General features: G+C 70.1%; 17 protein-coding genes and 2 tRNA genes. 11 read left to right on the top strand and 8 right to left on the bottom strand.

The features are described from left to right. Nucleotides 1–15 precede the first annotated feature (15 nt). Nucleotides 16–1,377 (bottom strand): protein kinase domain-containing protein, encoded by a 1,362-nt coding sequence (locus AC5RUW_RS12300; RefSeq protein WP_494160954.1) that lies wholly within the window; start codon nt 1,375–1,377, stop codon nt 16–18. A gap of 242 nt (nt 1,378–1,619) precedes the next feature. On the opposite strand from AC5RUW_RS12300, the gene AC5RUW_RS12295 reads away from it, so the two are divergent. The 9 genes from AC5RUW_RS12295 to AC5RUW_RS12255 all read left to right on the top strand — a co-directional run bounded on the left by AC5RUW_RS12295 (nt 1,620) and on the right by AC5RUW_RS12255 (nt 7,594). Beyond that, nucleotides 1,620–1,691, top strand: a tRNA-Thr gene (locus AC5RUW_RS12295). 72 nt (nt 1,692–1,763) lie between these two features. Beyond that, nucleotides 1,764–1,837 (top strand) — tRNA-Met (locus AC5RUW_RS12290). A gap of 238 nt (nt 1,838–2,075) precedes the next feature. After that, nucleotides 2,076–3,449: a MinD/ParA family ATP-binding protein gene (locus AC5RUW_RS12285; protein WP_494160953.1), complete on the top strand. Its 1,374-nt coding sequence runs from the start codon at nt 2,076–2,078 to the stop codon at nt 3,447–3,449. Nucleotides 3,450–3,608: 159 nt separating this feature from the next. Beyond that, nucleotides 3,609–4,175, top strand: coding sequence for a type 1 glutamine amidotransferase domain-containing protein (locus AC5RUW_RS12280; protein ID WP_494160952.1), 567 nt, complete (start codon nt 3,609–3,611; stop codon nt 4,173–4,175). Between the two features lie 100 nt (nt 4,176–4,275). After that, nucleotides 4,276–5,325, top strand: a complete 1,050-nt coding sequence (locus tag AC5RUW_RS12275) for a DUF2797 domain-containing protein (RefSeq protein ID WP_494160951.1) — start codon at nt 4,276–4,278, stop codon at nt 5,323–5,325. Between the two features lie 33 nt (nt 5,326–5,358). Further along, nucleotides 5,359–5,616, top strand: coding sequence for a hypothetical protein (locus tag AC5RUW_RS12270; RefSeq protein ID WP_494005663.1), 258 nt, complete (start codon nt 5,359–5,361; stop codon nt 5,614–5,616). Beyond that, nucleotides 5,613–6,062, top strand: coding sequence for an FAS1-like dehydratase domain-containing protein (locus AC5RUW_RS12265; protein ID WP_494160950.1), 450 nt, complete (start codon nt 5,613–5,615; stop codon nt 6,060–6,062). Before AC5RUW_RS12270 ends, AC5RUW_RS12265 begins: the two co-directional genes overlap by 4 nt. A gap of 3 nt (nt 6,063–6,065) precedes the next feature. Further along, nucleotides 6,066–6,506: a MaoC family dehydratase gene (locus AC5RUW_RS12260; protein WP_494160949.1), complete on the top strand. Its 441-nt coding sequence runs from the start codon at nt 6,066–6,068 to the stop codon at nt 6,504–6,506. Next, on the top strand, nt 6,503–7,594 hold the full coding sequence (locus AC5RUW_RS12255) for a UDP-N-acetylmuramate dehydrogenase (RefSeq protein WP_494160948.1): 1,092 nt from the start codon (nt 6,503–6,505) through the stop codon (nt 7,592–7,594). The genes AC5RUW_RS12260 and AC5RUW_RS12255 overlap by 4 nt, the downstream gene beginning before the upstream one ends. Nucleotides 7,595–8,082: 488 nt before the next feature. Here the strand turns inward: AC5RUW_RS12255 and asd are convergent, their stop codons facing one another. The 7 genes from asd to AC5RUW_RS12220 all read right to left on the bottom strand — a co-directional run bounded on the left by asd (nt 8,083) and on the right by AC5RUW_RS12220 (nt 15,976). Further along, nucleotides 8,083–9,222, bottom strand: coding sequence for an aspartate-semialdehyde dehydrogenase (gene asd / locus AC5RUW_RS12250; RefSeq protein WP_494160947.1), 1,140 nt, complete (start codon nt 9,220–9,222; stop codon nt 8,083–8,085). A gap of 101 nt (nt 9,223–9,323) precedes the next feature. Then, entirely contained in the window at nt 9,324–9,962 is a 639-nt protein-coding gene (locus AC5RUW_RS12245; protein WP_494160946.1) for a dihydrofolate reductase, read from the bottom strand. An 11-nt stretch (nt 9,963–9,973) separates the two neighbouring features. Further along, nucleotides 9,974–10,777, bottom strand: a complete 804-nt coding sequence (locus tag AC5RUW_RS12240) for a thymidylate synthase (RefSeq protein WP_494160945.1) — start codon at nt 10,775–10,777, stop codon at nt 9,974–9,976. 70 nt (nt 10,778–10,847) lie between these two features. Next, nucleotides 10,848–11,801 (bottom strand): NUDIX hydrolase, encoded by a 954-nt coding sequence (locus AC5RUW_RS12235; RefSeq protein ID WP_494161066.1) that lies wholly within the window; start codon nt 11,799–11,801, stop codon nt 10,848–10,850. A gap of 107 nt (nt 11,802–11,908) precedes the next feature. Then, nucleotides 11,909–14,134, bottom strand: coding sequence for an RNA degradosome polyphosphate kinase (locus AC5RUW_RS12230; protein WP_494160944.1), 2,226 nt, complete (start codon nt 14,132–14,134; stop codon nt 11,909–11,911). 78 nt (nt 14,135–14,212) lie between these two features. After that, complete coding sequence (gene mshD / locus AC5RUW_RS12225; RefSeq protein WP_494160943.1) at nt 14,213–15,202, bottom strand: mycothiol synthase; 990 nt, start codon at nt 15,200–15,202, stop codon at nt 14,213–14,215. A 57-nt stretch (nt 15,203–15,259) separates the two neighbouring features. Beyond that, nucleotides 15,260–15,976, bottom strand: a complete 717-nt coding sequence (locus tag AC5RUW_RS12220) for a winged helix-turn-helix transcriptional regulator (protein ID WP_494160942.1) — start codon at nt 15,974–15,976, stop codon at nt 15,260–15,262. Between the two features lie 146 nt (nt 15,977–16,122). Between AC5RUW_RS12220 and AC5RUW_RS12215 the strand changes: the two genes are divergently transcribed. Together AC5RUW_RS12215 and AC5RUW_RS12210 are read left to right on the top strand one after the other, a co-directional pair. Further along, on the top strand, nt 16,123–16,869 hold the full coding sequence (locus tag AC5RUW_RS12215; RefSeq protein WP_494160941.1) for a hypothetical protein: 747 nt from the start codon (nt 16,123–16,125) through the stop codon (nt 16,867–16,869). A gap of 296 nt (nt 16,870–17,165) precedes the next feature. Further along, nucleotides 17,166–17,765, top strand: a complete 600-nt coding sequence (locus AC5RUW_RS12210) for a heme-binding beta-barrel domain-containing protein (RefSeq protein ID WP_494160940.1) — start codon at nt 17,166–17,168, stop codon at nt 17,763–17,765. The last annotated feature ends 36 nt before the right edge of the window (nt 17,766–17,801 follow it).

Genomic DNA, 17,801 nt, shown 5'->3' with positions numbered 1-17,801 from the left:
CGGCCTGCCGCCGGGTCAGACCCGGCCGGCGGTACGGGCGTGCTCGGCCGTCGAACGCAGCATCAGCACGTCCATCACCACCGCGGCCAGGTCCTTCAGGGTTGCCTCCTGCTCACCGGTCAGGCTGCGTGCCCGCCGGTCCATCACACACAGGGTGCCCACGGCACGGCCCTCGGCATCCCGGAGCGGGACGCCGGCGTAAAAGCCGAACCCGGGGGAGCTGCGCACCAGCTCGTCGTCGCAGGTACGGGGATCGTTCTGCACATCGTCGACGATGAACGGGCCGTCCTGCCTGACGGTCACCGGGCACAGCGAGGATTCAAGGGGAGCCGGGCCCCGGGTGGCTCCGGTACCGGCAATGGTCCACACCTTGTCCCGCCCCACCATGGAGACCGCTGCCACCGGCACGTTGAGCAGCCGGGCAGTGAGCGAGGTGAGCCTGTCCAGGGTGGGATCCTCACCGCGGTCAATGACGTCGAGATTGCCCAGCGCCTGCAGGCGGTCCTGCTCCTCCGCGGAGGCCGGGTCTTCAGCCCGCCGTCGGCCGCGGCCCGCGGACGCCATGTCCGACAACACCTCGGACGCGTCATGCGCGCTGGTACGATCCGACGGGTCCAGCGCGGTCATTGCACGCAGCAGCTGCGCCCAGTCGGGATCGAGCCAATCGGGAATCTCGGGGGACCGGAACAGCCGGGAGAGGGCGCTTTCCAGCGCGGGGCCGGGAAAAGCCCGCTCGCCCGTCAGGCACTGCAGCAGCACCAAACCCAGCGAATACACGTCGCTCTGCGGGCCGGCCGCTTCCCCGCGGGCCTGCTCGGGGCTCATGAACCCTGCAGTGCCGGTGAACGGGCCCTTTTGGGGATGGGGTTCCCCGGCCAGCTGGGCCACACCGAAATCGGTGAGCTTGGCCCTCAGCCGGGACTCGTCGTCCCGGTAGTCGAAAAGCAGGATGTTGGCCGGTTTGATGTCCCGATGCACGATGGAGCTGCGGTGCATGTAGTCCAGTCCAATGGCCAAGTCGTAGCCCAGCAGCGCCACCTGCCGGCTCGGCAGCCGCCCCTGGGACAGCCGGCGGCTCAGATCCGGGCCCTGCACGAGCTCCATGGCCAGCCACACGATGGAGGTCCCTGAAGGAGAGACATCGGTTCCGGCATCGAACAGCGTAATCAGGCTGTGGTGGCTCAGCCGGGCCAGGACCTTGGCCTCCGCCTCATCGCTGCGGCGCTGCTCCTCGGTGCGGGCCGTGGAGGCAATCAGCTTGACGGCGACCTCGCGGTCCAGGAACTCATCAACCGCTCGGTGTACCGCACCCATGGAACCCGAACCGATGCGCCCCACAAGCCGATATCGTCCGCCCAGGACGGTGCCGGCCCCCATGTGCCTTGGCATTTGTGCCCCACACTCCCGTCATCCCCGAACCCCGTCCGGGGCTCGGCGGGGACGCTGTTGTCCCCTCTTCTGGAGTTTACGCCGTACGTCTCGTCGGGAAGCCGGAAAAACGCCCGCTGACAAGGAGAAATCGTGTGTTCAGTCACATCCGGCAGGATTTGGCTGCTTCGATTCGCGCAGCGGAAAAACTGCTGGTAGAGTCTTATGTCGTTGCCCCGGTAGGGGGCGATGCCCCGATAGCTCAGTGGTAGAGCGCCATCTTGGTAAGATGGAGGTCCCGGGATCGATTCCCGGTCGGGGCTCTCAAGAGAGCGCCCGCGTGGCCAAGGATGCAGAAACAGCATAGGCCTTGCGCGCGGGTTTTCCTCATTCTTGGCGGTGTAGCTCAGTTGGTTAGAGCGCACGACTCATAATCGTGAGGTCGGGAGATCGAGCCTCCCCACCGCTACGGACAAACCCCCGGGAAACCGGGGGTTTTTTCGTTAACCGGTGCTTCCGGACCCGCTGGGTACAGCCAGTGCAGCCATGACTCCAGCCGACCCCGACCCGCCCCCGCCGGCGGTTTTTCGGTAGTGTGGGAAGGTCGTTAATCGCCTGGGGGAGCGTAGGGGGCGTGCGGCATGCATCTGCATGCGTGCGCCCCGCGTCCAGCCAATCGCCGAATCCCCGGAACGAAAGACACAGACATGCGCGAGACCAGCCCCGAGTCCGATGCTGCCCACGAGCCGCTGACCAGGCGCCGCCGACGTGAGGCGGAAGGGTCGGAGGGAATGGATTTCAGTCCACGGGAAGACCAGGCCGTCCCCGAATATCCCGCCGACGAGCAATCGTGGCGTGCGCCCGCCTTTGCCCTCGCAGACACCCCCGATGCCCTCGGCCTCTACGACGGCATTGGAGGAGAGGCGGGCCACGCACCTGCCGCCGGCCCCTCCGTCACCGCGCCGGTGCCCCCTCGGCAGCCGCCGGCCGCCCCGATGCCCGGTGCCGCTGACCTGCCTGAGCCGTCGGCCGCCCCGGTGTCGGTGGCTGCTGACCGGCCCGAACCGCCGGCCGGCCGTGGGCAGGCCGCTGAATGGACGGATCTGCAGCAGGGGTGGTCCGAAACCGCCGCCGCTGAGCTGCCGGCGACCCGGCGGGAAGCCCGCCGTCGTGCCTCCTTCCTCGATACCCAGGCCCCCACGCCGCCCGCGGCCCGCGGCCTTCGCGGAGTGCTGGCCGGGCTGGGGCTGAAGCTCGGCCCCTCGCAGGCGGAGCTGGAGGAGCGGCACGACACCTCGGTCGTCAGCAGGCACTGGCCCGGACCCCGTACCATCTCCGTTGTCAACGGCAAGGGCGGCGCCAACAAGACGCCCACCACCGTGATGCTGGCCGCGGTGTTCGCCCGCAACGGCGGCGGTCCCGTGCTCGCCTGGGACAACAACGAAACCCGGGGCACCCTGGGCTGGCGCACCGAACAGGGCCCGCACGATAGCACCGTCATGGACCTGCTGCCGCAGACCGGGGAGCTGCTCTCGCCGTCGGCCCAGTCCGCGCTGCTGGCCCGGTTCGTGCACCATCAGACGGAGGACAAGTTCGACGTCCTGCGCTCCAAGCCCGATGTGCTGGCCTCAGAGCAGAAAATCACTGCGGCGGACTTCGACGCCCTCCACGAAGTGGCCTCGAAGTACTTCCGGCTGAACATCATCGACTCCGGAAACGATGAAAGCGCCGAACGGTGGCTGCGGATGATCGACCACACCGATCAGCTGGTCATCGCCACGACCACCATGGAGGAACACGCCGAGGCCGGAGCGCTCCTGCTCGAGGCGCTGCAGGCCAGGGGCGGGCACTACGCCATGCTCGCGGAGCAGTCCGTGGTCATCGTCAGCCAGGCGGACCGGAACGGGGGAACCGCGCAGGCCGACGGCGTCGCCGCCGGATTCGGTCCGCTGGCACGTGCGGCAGTGACCATCCCGTATGACCCGGCGCTGCGCAAGGGGCAGATCCGATGGTCCGGCCTGCATCCACGCACCCGCCGGGCCTGGCTTGCCGCAGCGGCGGCCGTCGCAGAGGGCCTGTAGCCTCCCGGCAGCCTGCTCGCCAGGGCGGAAGAAGGGCAGCCTGCAGGGAGACATCAGCTTGCTTACTATTGGTGTTTTTTCCTAGGGTAGGAAGCGGAAGGGGCCGCAGCGGCCCCGGCCGCCCCACCGGGCGGCATCCATCGTGGAACGGAGGAAAACATGGCTAAGCATGATATTTCCGGCAAGAAGGTCGCCTTCCTGCTCACTGACGGCGTGGAGCAGGTCGAACTCACCAGCCCCTGGGAAGCGGTGAAGGACGCCGGCGGGCAGCCCGTCCTGGTCTCGCCCAAGGAGGGCACCGTCCAGGGCTTCGAAGGCACCGAGAAGGGCGACACCTTCACCGTGGATCTCCAGGTCTCCGCCGCGGACGCCTCCGACTTCGACGCCCTGGTCCTGCCCGGCGGCGTCGTCAACGCCGACTACCTCCGCGTGGACAAGGACGCCCAGGCCTTCGCCCGGGCCTTCTTTGAACAGCACAAGCCGGTGGCCTCCATCTGCCACGGCCCCTGGCTGCTCATCGACGCCGACGTGGTCAAGGGCCGCGACCTCACCTCCTACCACACGCTGGCCACCGACCTGAGGAACGCCGGTGCCAACTGGAGCGACGAGGAAGTGGTCGTGGACGCCGGGTTCGTCACCAGCCGCAACCCCGATGACCTGCCGGCCTTCAACGACAAGCTCCTTGAGGAGATCGCCGAAGGCGAGCATGAGGCCCAGCACGCCTGATCAGGCCCAGGACTAAGGCGGGGTAGCGTGGAAAGCGCTGCCCCGCTTTTCCTTGCCCGCCCCGCCGGGGCGCCGGGGCCGCCGGAACAGGAAACACACCATGGCAGAGCCTGCAGCGGGTGCCGAGCCGGGATCCGCCGGCGGGGGTTCCCCTGCCGGGCTCGGCGGAACCGGCACCGACCGCCGTTTTCTCTGCTCCGGCCCGGCCTGGCGGTCAGGCCGGCCGGTGCTGGCACTGCACACACCCGACGGCCGGCCGGCCCCGCTGCCCCTGGCGCCGGACAGCGCGCTGGGCTGGCGGGTGCTGGCGGAGGACACCCGCTGGTGCCTGGGCTGGTGGTCGGTGACCGACGTCGACAGCCGCCGCCATCATCCCTGTCCCGCCCAGCGTCCCGCGGAGAGTGGGTACGCCTGCGCCGGGTGCGCCGACCGTGACGAGGTCCGCCCACAGCATGACAGCCACCGCAGCGGACGCATGGGCGCCGGCCTGCGCCGCTACCTCGCCCAGCCGCACTGGCTGTACGTCGCAACCTTCGCCGACGGCACGACCAAGATCGGCACCGCTTCCGACACCAGTCGGCATCACCGGCTGGTCGAGCAGGGGGCCCTGCACGCACGGTACGTAGCCCGCGCCCGCGACGGACTGGTGGTCCGGGTCCTGGAGGATGCGGTCAGCGCCGCCCTCGGGCTGCCGCAGGCGGCGCGCTCCGCGGCGAAGGCGGCGGCCCTGGCCGCGTTCCCGTCCCCGGCCGACCTGCCCGGCGCCGATGGGCAGGGCGGGCCGGCGGAGGCCGACGACGGGCTGGCCCGGATCAACGCGCAGGCAGCCGAACGGGTGCGGTCCGTCCTCGGGGACGTCGCCGTGGACGGTTTCGCTGTGGTGGGCCGGCGCTGGGAACGGCCGCCCGCCTTTGCGCAGTTCCTGGCCGGGCTGCCGGCTCCGGTCTATCCGCTGGACCCGGCTGCGGGGGAGCACGGCGTCCGCGTGCTGGCGGTGCTCGGGCCGACGCTGCTTGCCGCCGTACCGCCGACGGGGGAGAGATTCCTCATCGATCTGGCGCGGCTCAGGGGCAGGCGGCTGCAGTTGGGCGGCTACTCCGCCGTGCTGCCGGCACGGCAGCCGACCCTCTTCGAGGCACCCGGGCTTTGAAGCCCGCCGCCGGCTCCACGGTAAGCTGAAACCATGCTCAACACCCCGTGGGAAGCCGGTTCGCCGCTGTACCGAAAAATCGTGATCGCCGCGCTGATCCTCTCCGGAGCCGGTGTGCTGCTGGTGGTCCTCGGAGCGTTCACCGGCTCCCAGGCCCTGATGTACACGGCGCTGCCGTTCATCGTGCTCGGCATGGCCGCGCACCTGGGCGGCCTCGCCGTCCGGGCCCGCGACGCCCGCCGCCGGGTGGGAGCGCTGACCAAGGACGCACCGAAGAAGGGCCGGCCATGAGCATCAACCCCGAGCTGCAGGGACGCAGCTACCCGGCCATCGGGCCGTACCAGGTCTCCCGGGAGAAGATCCGCGAGTTCGCCCGCGCCGTGCAGGCCGCACACCCGGCCCACTTCGACCCCGCGGAGGCAGCCAAGCTCGGCTACGCAGACGTCGTGGCACCGCCCACGTTCGCGGTGTTGATCGCCCAGCAGGCCGACGCCGAACTGGTCCGGGACCCGGAGGCGGGCATCGACTTCAGCCGGGTGGTGCACGCCGACCAGCGGTTCACGCACCATCGGCCGATCGTCGCCGGCGACGACATCTTCGCCGAACTGCACGTCGACGGCGTCCGCGCCATGGGCGCCGGCGCCCTGATCACCACCCGCGCGGAGCTGTCCGACGCCGCCGGGCAGCGTGTTGCCACCACCGTCTCATCCATCCTCGTCCGCGGAGAGGGGCAGTAAGCCATGGCACCCGCACTCGACACCCTGGCCGTCGGCGACAGCATCGGCAGCCGGACGATCTCCGTCTCCCGCGCCGACCTCGTCCGCTACGCCGGCGCATCCGGCGACTTCAACCCCATTCACTGGCATGAGGGCTTCGCCCGCTCCGTGGAGCTGCCCGGCGTGATCGCGCACGGCATGTTCACCATGGGCGCCGCCGTCCAGCTGGTCACCGACTGGGCGCAGGACCCGGGCGCCGTCGTCGACTACCAGACACGCTTCACCCGCCCGGTGGTCGTGGCCGACACGCCCTCGGATCCGTCCGCGCCCGGCGCGCAGATCGAAGTCGGCGGGACGGTGGGAGCGCTCGACGCCGACGCCGGCACCGCCCGCATCGACCTCACCGTCACCTTCGAGGGCCAGAAGGTCCTGATGAAGTCGCAGGCCCTGGTCCGCCTCCCGTGAGCACCGGTACGTCCCTGAAGCTGTCCGGACTGACCACCTCACGGGTGGGCGGCCCTGCCCGCCGCTGGTTCGAGGCCGAGACGGAGGAGGAGCTGATCGTCGCGGTCCGTGCCGCCGACGAGGCTGGCGAACCGCTGCTGGTGATCGGCGGCGGCTCCAACCTGGTCATCTCCGACGAAGGTTTCGACGGCGCCGTCGTCCACATTGCCACCCGCGGCCGGGAGCTGCGCGAAAAGCGTGACGGCACCGTAGTCCTACACGCCCAGGCAGGCGAACCCTGGGACGCACTGGTCGCCTCCACCCTGTCCGAGGGCTGGGCCGGGCTTGAGGCGCTGTCCGGCATTCCCGGACTGGCCGGCGCCACCCCCGTGCAGAACGTGGGAGCCTACGGCGCCGACGTCTCCCAGAGCATCACCGAGGTGCGCGTGTGGGACCGGGCGGAGCGTCAGATCCACGTGTTCTCCAACGCCGACCTCGAGTTCGGGTACCGCACCTCGCTGCTCAAGCGGACCACCACCGACGGGACCCCACGGTATGTGGTGCTCAGCGTCGATTTCCAGCTGCACCGCGGGCCGCTGGGAGCGGCGGTGCGTTACGCCGAACTGGCCCGCGTGCTGGGAGTGGAGCCGGGGCAACCGGCTCCGGCCGACGACATCCGTGAGGCGGTGCTCGAACTCCGGGCCGGAAAGGGCATGGTGCTGGACGCCCGGGACCCTGACACCTGGAGCACCGGCTCGTTCTTCACCAACCCCATCGTCGACGCCGCGGCGGCGGCCGCCCTGCCTGCGGAGGCGCCGCGCTGGCCCGCCGCCGACGGGCAGGTCAAGCTCAGCGCCGCCTGGCTGATCGACCGGGCCGGGTTCGGGAAGGGCTTCGGCCTGCCCGGCACGGAAGGGGAGCAGCTGGCCGGCGGCCGCGCGTCCCTGTCCACCCGGCACACCCTCGCCGTGACCAACCGGGGCACCGCCACGGCCCGGGACCTGCTGGCCGTGGCCGGAGCCGTGGCCGACGGCGTGGAGGACGCCTTCGGGATCCGGCTGCGCCCCGAACCGCTGCTCATCGGCTGCTCGCTGCCTGGGCGCAGCTGACCTACGCGGTCCCCGGCGCGGGTTGCACTGCGGTCCGACGCCCGCCCGAGGGCGGATGGTTGGCAGCGGTCCGGGCCGGGGATGGCCAGGTCCTGCCTGGGATGATCAGCGGGCGCGGCCGCCGTGCCGAGGGGCGGCTGACCGGCGTCGGCGGCTGAGCCACCCGGAAGCGACGGCTCCTGCAAAGACAATCAGTCCGGACAGCAGCGCAGGCAGCAGCCGGCTTCCTTCAGGGCTGGCAACCAGCCAAGCTGAGGTTCCTGCCAATGCCAGCAGGCCTGCGGCGAGCAGCAGAATCATTGCCTTCACATCGTCCCCCGGTACGCGTTCAGCAGGTGCCGGCGGGTCCGGCTCCTGCCGACAGTCTATGCGACACAGCTGCTGTCCCGGGGAAACCTTCACCGTCGGCAGGGAACGCGAAAGCCCGCCGCTGCAGTGCAGCGGCGGGCTTTCGCGTTTGCGGCGTCGGGCCGCCCGGCGAAAGGGGCCTACAGGGTGCCGGTGGCGATCCGCAGCATGCGGCGCAGCGGCTCTGCGGCGCCCCAAAGCAGCTGGTCACCGATGGTGAAGGCGCTGATGTACTCCGGGCCCATCTCCAGCTTGCGGATGCGGCCCACGGGAATGTCCAGCGTGCCCGTGACGGCGACCGGGGTCAGCTGCTCCATGGTCGCCTCCTTGGTGTTCGGCACTACCTTGGCCCACTGATTGTCGGCGTCGATGATCCGTTCGATCTCGGCGATGCTCAGGTCTTCGGTGAGCTTGAGGGTCAGTGCCTGGGAATGCGAACGCATCGCACCGATCCGCACGCACAGCCCGTCGAAGGGAATGCGTGAGTCGGAGCCGCGGCCGAGGATCTTGTTGGTCTCAACTCCGCCCTTCCATTCCTCCTTGGACTGGCCGTTGCCCAGGTCCGCGTCGATCCACGGGATCACGGAACCGGCCAGCGGCACGCCGAACTGCGAGGCGTCCATGGCCGGATCCTTCTGCTGGGCCAGCACCGCGCGGTCTATCTCCAGGATGGCCGACGCCGGGTCGGCCAGGTTCGCGGCGACGGCGGAGTTGAGCGCACCGAACTGGTTGAGCAGCTCGCGCATGTGCCGGGCGCCGCCGCCGGAGGCGGCCTGGTAGGTCATGGAGGTGCCCCACTCGACCAGGCCGTTGCGGAACAGGCCGCCCAGGCCCATCAGCATGCAGGAGACGGTGCAGTTGCCGCCCACGAAGTTCTTCACTCCCGAGGCCAGCCCGGCGTCGATCACGTCGCGGTTGACCGGGTCAAGCACGATGATCGCGCTGTCGTCCATCCGCAGCGTGGAGGCGGCGTCGATCCACAGCCCGTCCCAGCCGGCGTCGCGCAGCTTGGGGAACACCTCGGCGGTGTAGTCACCGCCCTGGGCGGTGACGATGATCGGCAGCTTCGCCAGCGTCTCGATATCGTAGGCGTCCTGCAGGGGGCCCGCACCGTCGGCGAAGGCCGGCGCTGCGCCGCCGGCGTTGGAGGTGGAGAAGAACACCGGGTTGATGCGGTCGAAGTCGCCTTCGTCCTGCATGCGCTGCATGAGGACGGAACCGACCATGCCCCGCCAGCCGACGAAGCCTGCGGTGGGCACGGAGGAAGCTGCAGAAGTCATGCGGACCATTCTAGGCCAGCGGCCCGCATCCGGTCTGTGGGTTACGTCTCCGTACGCTGCGGGCAGAGGACCGGCGGGGTTACGCCGCCCGGCCGGACTGGCTATCCGGCGGCGTCCTGCCCGGCCCTGGTCCACAGGGCGAACCGGTAGTTCAGGCCGTTCGCGGAGGTGTGCCAGCCGCTGGCGGGATTGACGCCGACGAAGGTCCAGTCCGGGCCCAGCCGCGGGGCGAAGGTGTCGCCTTCGGCGGTGGTGTCGATGACGGTGACGACGGCGACGTGCGCCAGCGTGGCCGTCTCCTCGAAGAGGGCGGCACCGCCGATGAGCCAGATTTCGTCGCCGCCGGGGCTCTGCCAGGCGGTGTCCAGCGCCTTGTCCACGGAGTCGACGACGACGGCGCGCCCGTCCAGTTCCTCCCCGAGGGTCGGGGAGGAGGAGACCACGATGTTGGTCCGCCCCGGCAGCGGCCGGTACTGCTCGGGGAAGGACTCCCAGGTGCGCCGGCCCATGATCACGGGGTGGCCCTCGGTCACGGCCTTGAAGTGGGCGAGGTCCTCGGGCAGGTGCCAGGGCATGCCGCCGCCGGCGCCGATGACGCCGTCGGCGGTCTGCGCCCAGATCATGCCGATGACGGGGGAGGGCACCGGCCCGCCGGTGCGGGCGAGGGCATCGGTCAGGGTGAAGTCGGCTGCCTGGTCCCCGGCGGGCACGGGAAAGAAACGTGTGGGTTCAGTGGGCACGGATAGTCCTTTCAGACCGCGATGGGGGCCTTGATGCCGGGGTGGTGCCGGTAGTCGAGGACGTCGAAGTCCTCCAGCCGGTAGTCGAAGATGCTCTCCGGGCGCCGGGCCAGGCGCAGCTGCGGATAGGGGAACGGCTCCCGGGTCAGCTGCTCGTGGACCTGGTCCATGTGGTTGTCGTAGATGTGCACGTCGCCGCCGGTCCACACGAACTCGCCGGGCTCCAGGCCGGTCTGCTGGGCCACCATCAGGGTGAGCAGGGCGTAGGAGGCGATGTTGAACGGCACGCCCAGGAAGAGGTCCGCGGAGCGCTGGTAGAGCTGGCAGGAGAGCCGCCCGTCGGCGACGTAGAACTGGAACATGGCGTGGCACGGCGGCAGCGCCATGTTGTCCACTTCGGCCGGGTTCCAGGCGGTGACGATGTGCCGGCGCGAGTCGGGGTTGGTCTTGAGGCCGTCGATGAGCTTGGCGATCTGGTCGATCTGCCCGCCGTCGGGGGTGGGCCAGGAGCGCCACTGCACGCCGTAGACCGGGCCGAGCTCGCCGTCGTCGTCGGCCCACTCGTCCCAGATGGTCACGCCGCGCTCCTGCAGCCAGCGGACGTTGGAGTCTCCGCGCAGGAACCAGAGCAGCTCCAGGGCCACGGACTTGAAGTGCACGCGCTTGGTGGTGATCAGCGGGAAGGACTCCGCGAGGTCAAAGCGCATCTGCCGGCCGAACACGCTGCGGGTGCCGGTGCCGGTGCGGTCCGACTTCTGCGTTCCGTTCGCCAACACGTCGCGCAGCAGGTCTTCGTACGGGGTAGGAATGCTCACCCCGACAGTCTAGTTCAGGAAGCTGGAGGGCTGCCGGGGGCCTGCCGGCGTCCGGGCAGCCCCCGTCCGTTCAGTCGTCGAAGGCCCGGTACTGCTCCAGGGAAAGCACCAGGGACGTGTCGCGCCGGCTGACCTGGCAGATGACCGCCTCGCCGGGCGCCAGATAGGGGTCCTTCTTCGGCAGCTGCCCGGCCATGTCCGCGGGCATGTGCCCGGCCAGGACCTCAAAGACCAGCGGCAGCACCGGGCGGTGCGTGCACAGCACCACCGGCTTGCCCTTATCGAACAGGCCCTCGACGGCGGCCCGGGCCTTGCCCGGTTTGCGCCGGGCATTGTGCTCGGTCACCGCGTCCACGGTCTTGAACCGCGGGTTCTCGGCCTTCACGTAGGGGCGCACCGTCTGCACGCAGCGCACCCACGGGCTGGTCAGCACCCGTCCGGGCCGCCAGGCCAGCAGCAGCCGCGATACGGCCTTCGCCTGGCGCAGCCCGGTGGCCACCAGCGGCCGGTCGCCTTCGGCCCGTGACCAGGCGGAGCGCGGCTTGGCCTTGGCGTGGCGCACGATGATCAGCGGAAAGGTGTCCAGCCGGCCGGCGTCGAACGCCTGGACGAGGGCATCGAGCGGTTCCCGGTCGGTCGGGTTCGTGAGCAGGGTCCGGGCGGTTCCCGGATCCTGCCAGCGCGCCTCATCCACTTCTTTGCCGTCCGGTTCGGGCCGTCCGCGCTCAACCTTGGCCGCCCAGTAGTGCACCACCTTCAACCCCGAACCCACGAGGTAGCGGGTCGAGGGCAGGGGGACCCCCAGCCGGATCTGCAGGCCCACTTCCTCCCGCACCTCGCGCACGGCGCACTCGGGGGTGGTCTCGCCGGCGTCGAGCTTGCCCTTGGGCCAGGACCAGTCGTCATATCGGGGACGGTGGATGAGCAGCACCTGCAGCGCCCCGTCCCGGACCCGCCAGCAGAGCGCACCTGCGGCCACGACCTTCGGCTCCCCGCCGAGGGGCTCCGGACCGTCAGCGGGCATCGAAGCCACCGGGACGTCGTCCGCAATTGGTCCTGCGTGCGGCGGGGACTGCGGCGCCGCCCCGGGCGCGGCGGCGCCCGTATCCGGCTGCTGCCGGGGCTCGACGGTCACCGGCGGCTTCCGGTGCGCTGCCGGGAATGCTGCGCCAGCAGCCAGGACTGGACGTCGCTGAGCGGAGTGCCGTCGGGATCCTTGTGGTGCCGGGTCCAGATGCCCTTTTCGTCCAGGTGCCAGCTGGAGGTGCCCGGATCCAGGTACCGGTCCATCAGCTCGATCAGCTCGTCGATGTCCTCCTTCGCGCGCAGCTGCACCAGCGCCTCCACCCGGCGGTCCAGGTTGCGGTGCATCATGTCCGCGGAGCCGATGTACACCACCGGATCTCCGCCGTTCGCAAAGGCGAAGACCCGGGAATGCTCCAGGAACCGGCCGAGGATGGAGCGCACGGTGATGTTCTCGCTCAGGCCGGGCACGCCGGGACGCACCGAGCAGATGCCGCGGACGATGACGTCCACCTTCACCCCCGCCTGCGAGGCGCGGTAGAGGGAATCGATGATCGCCTCATCGACCATGGAGTTGACCTTGATGATCACCCGGGCGTCGAGGCCGGCCTTCCGGTTCGCGATCTCGCGTTCAATCCGGTCAATGAGTCCCGAGCGCACGGAGCGCGGCGCCACCAGCAGGCGCTTGAACGTCGACTTCGGCGCGTATCCGGAGAGCTGGTTGAACAGCTTCGTCAGGTCCTCGCCGACCTGCTCGTTGGCGGTCAGCAGGCCCAGGTCCTCGTAGTACCGGGCCGTGCGGGGGTGGTAGTTGCCGGTGCCGATGTGGCAGTAGCGGCGCAGCCCGTCCACTTCCTGGCGGACCACCAGGGAGAGCTTGCAGTGCGTCTTCAGGCCGACGATGCCGTACACCACGTGCACCCCGGCCTGCTCCAGCTTGCGGGCCCAGGAGATGTTCGCCTGCTCGTCAAAGCGGGCCTTGATCTCCACCAGGGCCAGGACCTGCTTGCCGGCCTCCGCTGCGTCGATCAGCGCATCAACGATGGGGGAATCGCCGGAGGTGCGGTAGAGGGTCTGCTTGATGGCCTGCACCCGCGGGTCCGCGGCGGCCTGCTCCAGGAAGGCCTGCACCGACGTTGAGAACGAATCGTAGGGATGGTGCAGCAGGATGTCGCGGCGGCGCATCGCGGCGAATACGTTCGCCGGCTTTGAGGTCTCCGATTCCTTCAGGTGCGTGCTGGTGTGCGGCACGTGCTTGGGGTAGTGCAGGTCCGCCCGGTCGATGTCGCTGATCCGGGAGAGCCCGCGGAGGTCCAGCGGCGCCGGCAGCGCGTAGACCTCATCCTCCTCCACGCCGAGCTCGCGGACCAGCAGCTCGCGGATGCTCGGGTTGATGTCGGTGGTAACTTCCAGGCGCACGGGCGGGCCGAAGCGGCGCCGCAGCAGCTCCTTCTCGAGGGCCTGCAGGAGGTTCTCGGCGTCGTCCTCCTCCACCTCCAGGTCCTCGTTGCGGGTGACCCGGAAGGTGTGGTGCTCGACGACGTCCATGCCGGGGAAGAGCTGGTCCAGGTGCTCGGCGATCACGTCCTCCAGCGGAATGAACCGCGCGGTGCGTCCGGCCACGTTGCCGGCGCGGGCGCCGTCGACCGACACCAGCCGGGGCAGCTGGTCCGGCACCTTCACCCGGGCGAAGAACTCCTTGCCGCTGACCGGATTGCGCACCACCACGGCCAGGTTCAGCGAGAGCCCGGAGATATAGGGGAACGGGTGGGCCGGATCCACTGCCAGCGGCGTCAGGATGGGGAACACCTTGGAGGCGAACTGCCGGTGCAGATACGCCTTGGACGCGTCGTCGAGTTCGTCCCAGCTGACCAGGTAGATCTGCTCGCGGGCCAGGGCGGGACGGATCTGCTTGGCGAACACGTCGGCGTGCCGCTGCTGCAGCCGGTACCCGGCCTCCATGATTTCCTCCAGCTGTTCCACCGGGCTCAGCCCGGCGGCGGAGGGAACGGCCAGTCCGGTGGCGACGCGCCGCTTCAGCCCGGCGACCCGCACCATGAAGAACTCGTCCAGGTTGGACGCGAAGATCGACAGGAAATTGACACGCTCCAGCAGGTACAGGTCCGGATCCTCGGCGAGCTCGAGCACCCGGGCGTTGAAATGCAGCCAGCTGATCTCGCGGTCGAGGAACCGCTCAGGGGTGATGTCCCCGCTGGGCAGCAGGGCCGGCCCGAAGTCGGGCAGGTCGATGCGGTCCTGGGTGGCACGCGGCGCTGACATCGCATCGGCCGAGCCGAAGCCCGACCGCGCGTCTGCGGCGATATCGGAGTCCATCTTTTCTCCTGACTGCTGGGGGCATGGCCGGCACGGCCCGGTGCGCGGAGGCCCGGGCCGCCGGCCCTCACCTCAACATTACAAGCGACACGGCTCCGGGAAGGGTTGCTGCTTCGCGTACATCACGTCGACGTCCCAGCGCACGAACCCGAGGCGCCGGTACAGGGCGACGGCGGGTGCATTGTCGGCGTCGACGTACAGCATGATCGACTCCAGTCCCGCCCGGTGCAGGTGGTCGATCCCGGCCAGCGTCAGCGCCTTCCCGAGTCCCGTTCCCTGGGCCTCGGGCACCACTCCCACCACATACACCTCGCCGACGTCGGGATGTCCGGCGGAGCCTGCGTGCACCTTGGTCCAATGGAAGCCGAGCAGCGCGCCGTCGTCCTCCCGCACGGCCAGCAGGAAGCCGGCCGGGTCGAACCAGTCCTCGGCCATGCGGGCGTCCAGATCCGCGCGGGTGAGGCTGCCCTGCTCCGGGTGGTGTGCAAATGCGGCGGCATTGGCGGCCAGCCAGGCCTCCTCGTCGCGGCCGGGCTCGAAGGCGCGCAGGGCTGTCGCGGGCGGCAGGACCGGCGCGGGCAGCGGTTCGTCCAGGGAAGACCGGGTCAGGCGCATCTTCCACAGTTCGCGGACCGGAGCGTAGCCGAACCGTGCGGCCAGCTGTCCGGCCGCCTCATGGTTTCCGTGGGACCAGGCCTGGGGGGCCGCCCCGGTCGCCAGCACGGCCGAGGCGAGAGCGGTTCCGGCGCCCTGGCTCCGGTAGGCCGGGTGCACGGCCAGCTCCGCCACGGCCGGGCCGTCCCCGCCGGGGACGAGGACGGCGGCGCCGGCCAAAGGCGCGCCGGAGGGCCGTACACCGTCGTCGGGGCGGCAGACGAACAGGTGCCCCGGGAAGCCGGGCGAGCGCAGGTCCAGCAGGGTCTGCTCGGAGAAGGGCGGGTTTCCGTCCGCCTCCCGTGACTCCTCCGCCAGCCGAAGCACCTCCTGCAGGAGCTCGGGCGCGGGCGCTCCGGCGGATTCCTCCACCGGCCAGTTGGTCAGATCATTGGTGGCAGTCGGCTCGCTCATTGCAGCAGCCTAGCGCGGGCGGCGTTGGAGGCGACAGGCCGCCGGGCAGCGGCGGGATCAGCCCTTGGCGTCGCGGCCGGCGCTGCTCACCGGATCCTCCGTCAGGCGCGGCCGGGCGAACCGGTAGCCGACGTTGCGCACGGTGCCGATCAGGTTCTCATGGTCCGGGCCCAGCTTGGCGCGCAGCCGCCGCACGTGCACGTCCACGGTGCGCGTGCCGCCGTAGTAGTCATAGCCCCAGACCTCGTGCAGCAGCTGGTCCCGGGTGAAGACCCTGCCCGGGTGCTGGGCCAGGTACTTCAGGAGCTCGAACTCCTTGTAGGTGAGGTTCAGCGCCGAGCCGTTGACGCGGGCCGTGTACGAGGCCTCGTCAATGACGACCCCGGAGGCATGGATCTCGGTACCGGTGTCGTTCGCGGCGGCGGTGGCACGGGCGATGAGCAGCCGGAGCCGGGCTTCCAGCTCCGCAGGGCCGGCGCTGTCAAGGATCACGTCGTCGGCCTGCCAGTTCGCCGCCACGGCAGCCATGCCGCCTTCGGTGAGCACCAGCATCAGCGGGGTGCTCAGGCCGGTGGCCTTGAGCAGCTGGGTGAGGGAACGCGCCCCGACAAGGTCGCGGCGGGCATCGACGAGGACGGCGTCGCAGGGATCGGTATCCAGCAGCGCAGTGGGCTCCGCGGGCACCACGTGCACCTGGTGGTTGAGCAGTTCCAGGGCGGGCAGGACTTCGACGGACGGGCCGGAACCGTTGGTCAAGAGCAGTATGTGCGACATAGGTCCTCCAAGAGTCGGGGCGCACATCGTCGGGCACTGTCTGAGCCCGGTCCTCGCCGGCCTGAGAGTGGTTGAAAGTATACCCACGCCCGGCCGGACGCCCCGTAGCTTTCGACCCATCCGCGTCATAAGGCAGGATGGCTAGGGTGAAATACTGGAGCCTGGCACTGGGGACGGCCGCTGCCCTCGTCGCGGTCGTTGCCGCATCCTTCTGGAATGAATGGGCGGTGGCAGGCGTCAGCGCCGCCGCCGCGGCCGCCGTCGGGCTGGCCTGGCCGCATCTGCTCGACATTCCCGCCCGGAAGAGCCAGGGCGCCGCCCTGGCCCTCGTCGGAGCCGGTTCCGTCGCCGGGGCGGCGTTCGCTCCGCCCACCTCGCTGATGTCCTGGATGCCGGCCGCCGCCGCCGTCGGAGTCGGCGCGATCTTCCTGATCCAGCTGCTGCGCGGCACCGGGCAGGCGCACCGGCTGGAATCGACCATCGGAGCCGTCTCCGGGGCCCTCGTCGTTGTCCTGGGCTCCGGCTGGGTCGCCCTGGACCGGCTGCCGCACCTGGCCGACGGCGAACCGCTGGCCGCCGTCACCGGCGCCGCCGGAGCGCTGGTGGCCCTCGCGGCGGCCATGATCCCCCTTCCGGACCGGATGCTGGCTCCGCTGGGGGTGCTCGCCGGGGCCATCGCCTCCGGGCTGGCCGCGGTCCTGCTGGATTCCTCCGTGCTGCTGCCCTGCGCGGTTATCGGCGCGGTGGGCGCAGCGGTCATCATGGCGGTGCGCCGGCTCGTGCTGTCCCGGGACGAAGCGCTGAACCTGGGCGGCAAGGTGGCCGTCGCCCTCGGACCGGTGCTGGTGCTGGGTGCGGGCACCTACTTCCTGGGCCGGCTGCTGCTGCCCTGACCCCCGCACTCCCGGGACCACCCCGGGACCTGCACTCTCCTGCGGGCGCGTGTCACAGGCAACGGATCCGCTCCAACTCCACGCTAGGATGTAGGCATGTCGCTTCTTGCTCTCGAAATCTTCTTCATCGTCCTGCTGGGTCTCGCCGGCCTGGGTATGGCCGGCTTCGCCGGGCTCGTCATCTCCCGGCTGTACAAGGGACAGAAGTAACCTTCTTCCCCTGCGCCCCGCCTGCGGGCCGGACAACCGCATAACGGCGCCTGCGCGGCGCGAATGACCGAAGGGACGGATCAGCAATGCCCATGGAAATCCCCACCGATCTGACGCCCGAACTGGTTCCCCTGTCCTGGCTGCTGGGCACCTGGGAGGGTGCCGGGCGCCTGGGAGAAGGCGAAGCCGACTCCGAGCACTTCGGACAGCGGGTGACGTTCACCCAGAACGGGCTGCCGTACCTGCAGTACACCGCCGAAAGCTGGCTCACTGACGAGGAGGGTACCTTCCTGCGTCCGCTGGCCGTGGAGACCGGATTCTGGGCGCTGGACCGTCCGCTCAACGAGGCCGACGCCGGCCCGGGCCTGGTGCCCGGAGACATCGTCCCGGCGCTGCGCAGCGCCGACGAGGTCGAAGCCCTGCGCAACGAGAACGGCGGGTTCGACATCACCGCCACGATCGTTCACCCCGGCGGCATAGCCGAGCTGTACTACGGGCAGATCAAGGGCCCGCAGATCCAGCTCACCACCGACCTGGTGATGCGCGGGCAGAACTCCAAGGAGTACTCGGCCGCGACCCGCATCTTCGGCCTGGTCAACGGAGACCTGTACTGGCGCTGGGACACCGCCGCCGAAGGCGCGTCCCTGAAGGCGCACGCCTCCGCCATCCTGAAGAAGCAGGCCTGAGCCGGGATTACCCGGACGGTGCGATGCGTTGGACCT

The sequence above is a fragment of the Arthrobacter sp. Y3222053 genome, assembly GCF_059092805.1.
The sequence above is the reverse complement of the archived record's forward strand: the minus strand, read 5'-3'. Positions and strand labels throughout refer to the sequence as shown.

Bases quoted from the DNA above. Each gene is read 5' to 3' on its own strand.
- AC5RUW_RS12300 (WP_494160954.1), bottom strand. From the start codon at position 1,377: ATGGGGGCCGGCACCGTCCTGGGCGGACGATATCGGCTTGTGGGGCGC.
- AC5RUW_RS12285 (WP_494160953.1), top strand. From the start codon at position 2,076: ATGCGCGAGACCAGCCCCGAGTCCGATGCTGCCCACGAGCCGCTGACC.
- AC5RUW_RS12280 (WP_494160952.1), top strand. From the start codon at position 3,609: ATGGCTAAGCATGATATTTCCGGCAAGAAGGTCGCCTTCCTGCTCACT.
- AC5RUW_RS12275 (WP_494160951.1), top strand. From the start codon at position 4,276: ATGGCAGAGCCTGCAGCGGGTGCCGAGCCGGGATCCGCCGGCGGGGGT.
- AC5RUW_RS12270 (WP_494005663.1), top strand. From the start codon at position 5,359: ATGCTCAACACCCCGTGGGAAGCCGGTTCGCCGCTGTACCGAAAAATC.
- AC5RUW_RS12265 (WP_494160950.1), top strand. From the start codon at position 5,613: ATGAGCATCAACCCCGAGCTGCAGGGACGCAGCTACCCGGCCATCGGG.
- AC5RUW_RS12260 (WP_494160949.1), top strand. From the start codon at position 6,066: ATGGCACCCGCACTCGACACCCTGGCCGTCGGCGACAGCATCGGCAGC.
- asd (WP_494160947.1), bottom strand. From the start codon at position 9,222: ATGACTTCTGCAGCTTCCTCCGTGCCCACCGCAGGCTTCGTCGGCTGG.
- AC5RUW_RS12235 (WP_494161066.1), bottom strand. From the start codon at position 11,801: ATGCCCGCTGACGGTCCGGAGCCCCTCGGCGGGGAGCCGAAGGTCGTG.
- AC5RUW_RS12230 (WP_494160944.1), bottom strand. From the start codon at position 14,134: ATGGACTCCGATATCGCCGCAGACGCGCGGTCGGGCTTCGGCTCGGCC.
- mshD (WP_494160943.1), bottom strand. From the start codon at position 15,202: ATGAGCGAGCCGACTGCCACCAATGATCTGACCAACTGGCCGGTGGAG.
- AC5RUW_RS12220 (WP_494160942.1), bottom strand. From the start codon at position 15,976: ATGTCGCACATACTGCTCTTGACCAACGGTTCCGGCCCGTCCGTCGAA.
- AC5RUW_RS12210 (WP_494160940.1), top strand. From the start codon at position 17,166: ATGCCCATGGAAATCCCCACCGATCTGACGCCCGAACTGGTTCCCCTG.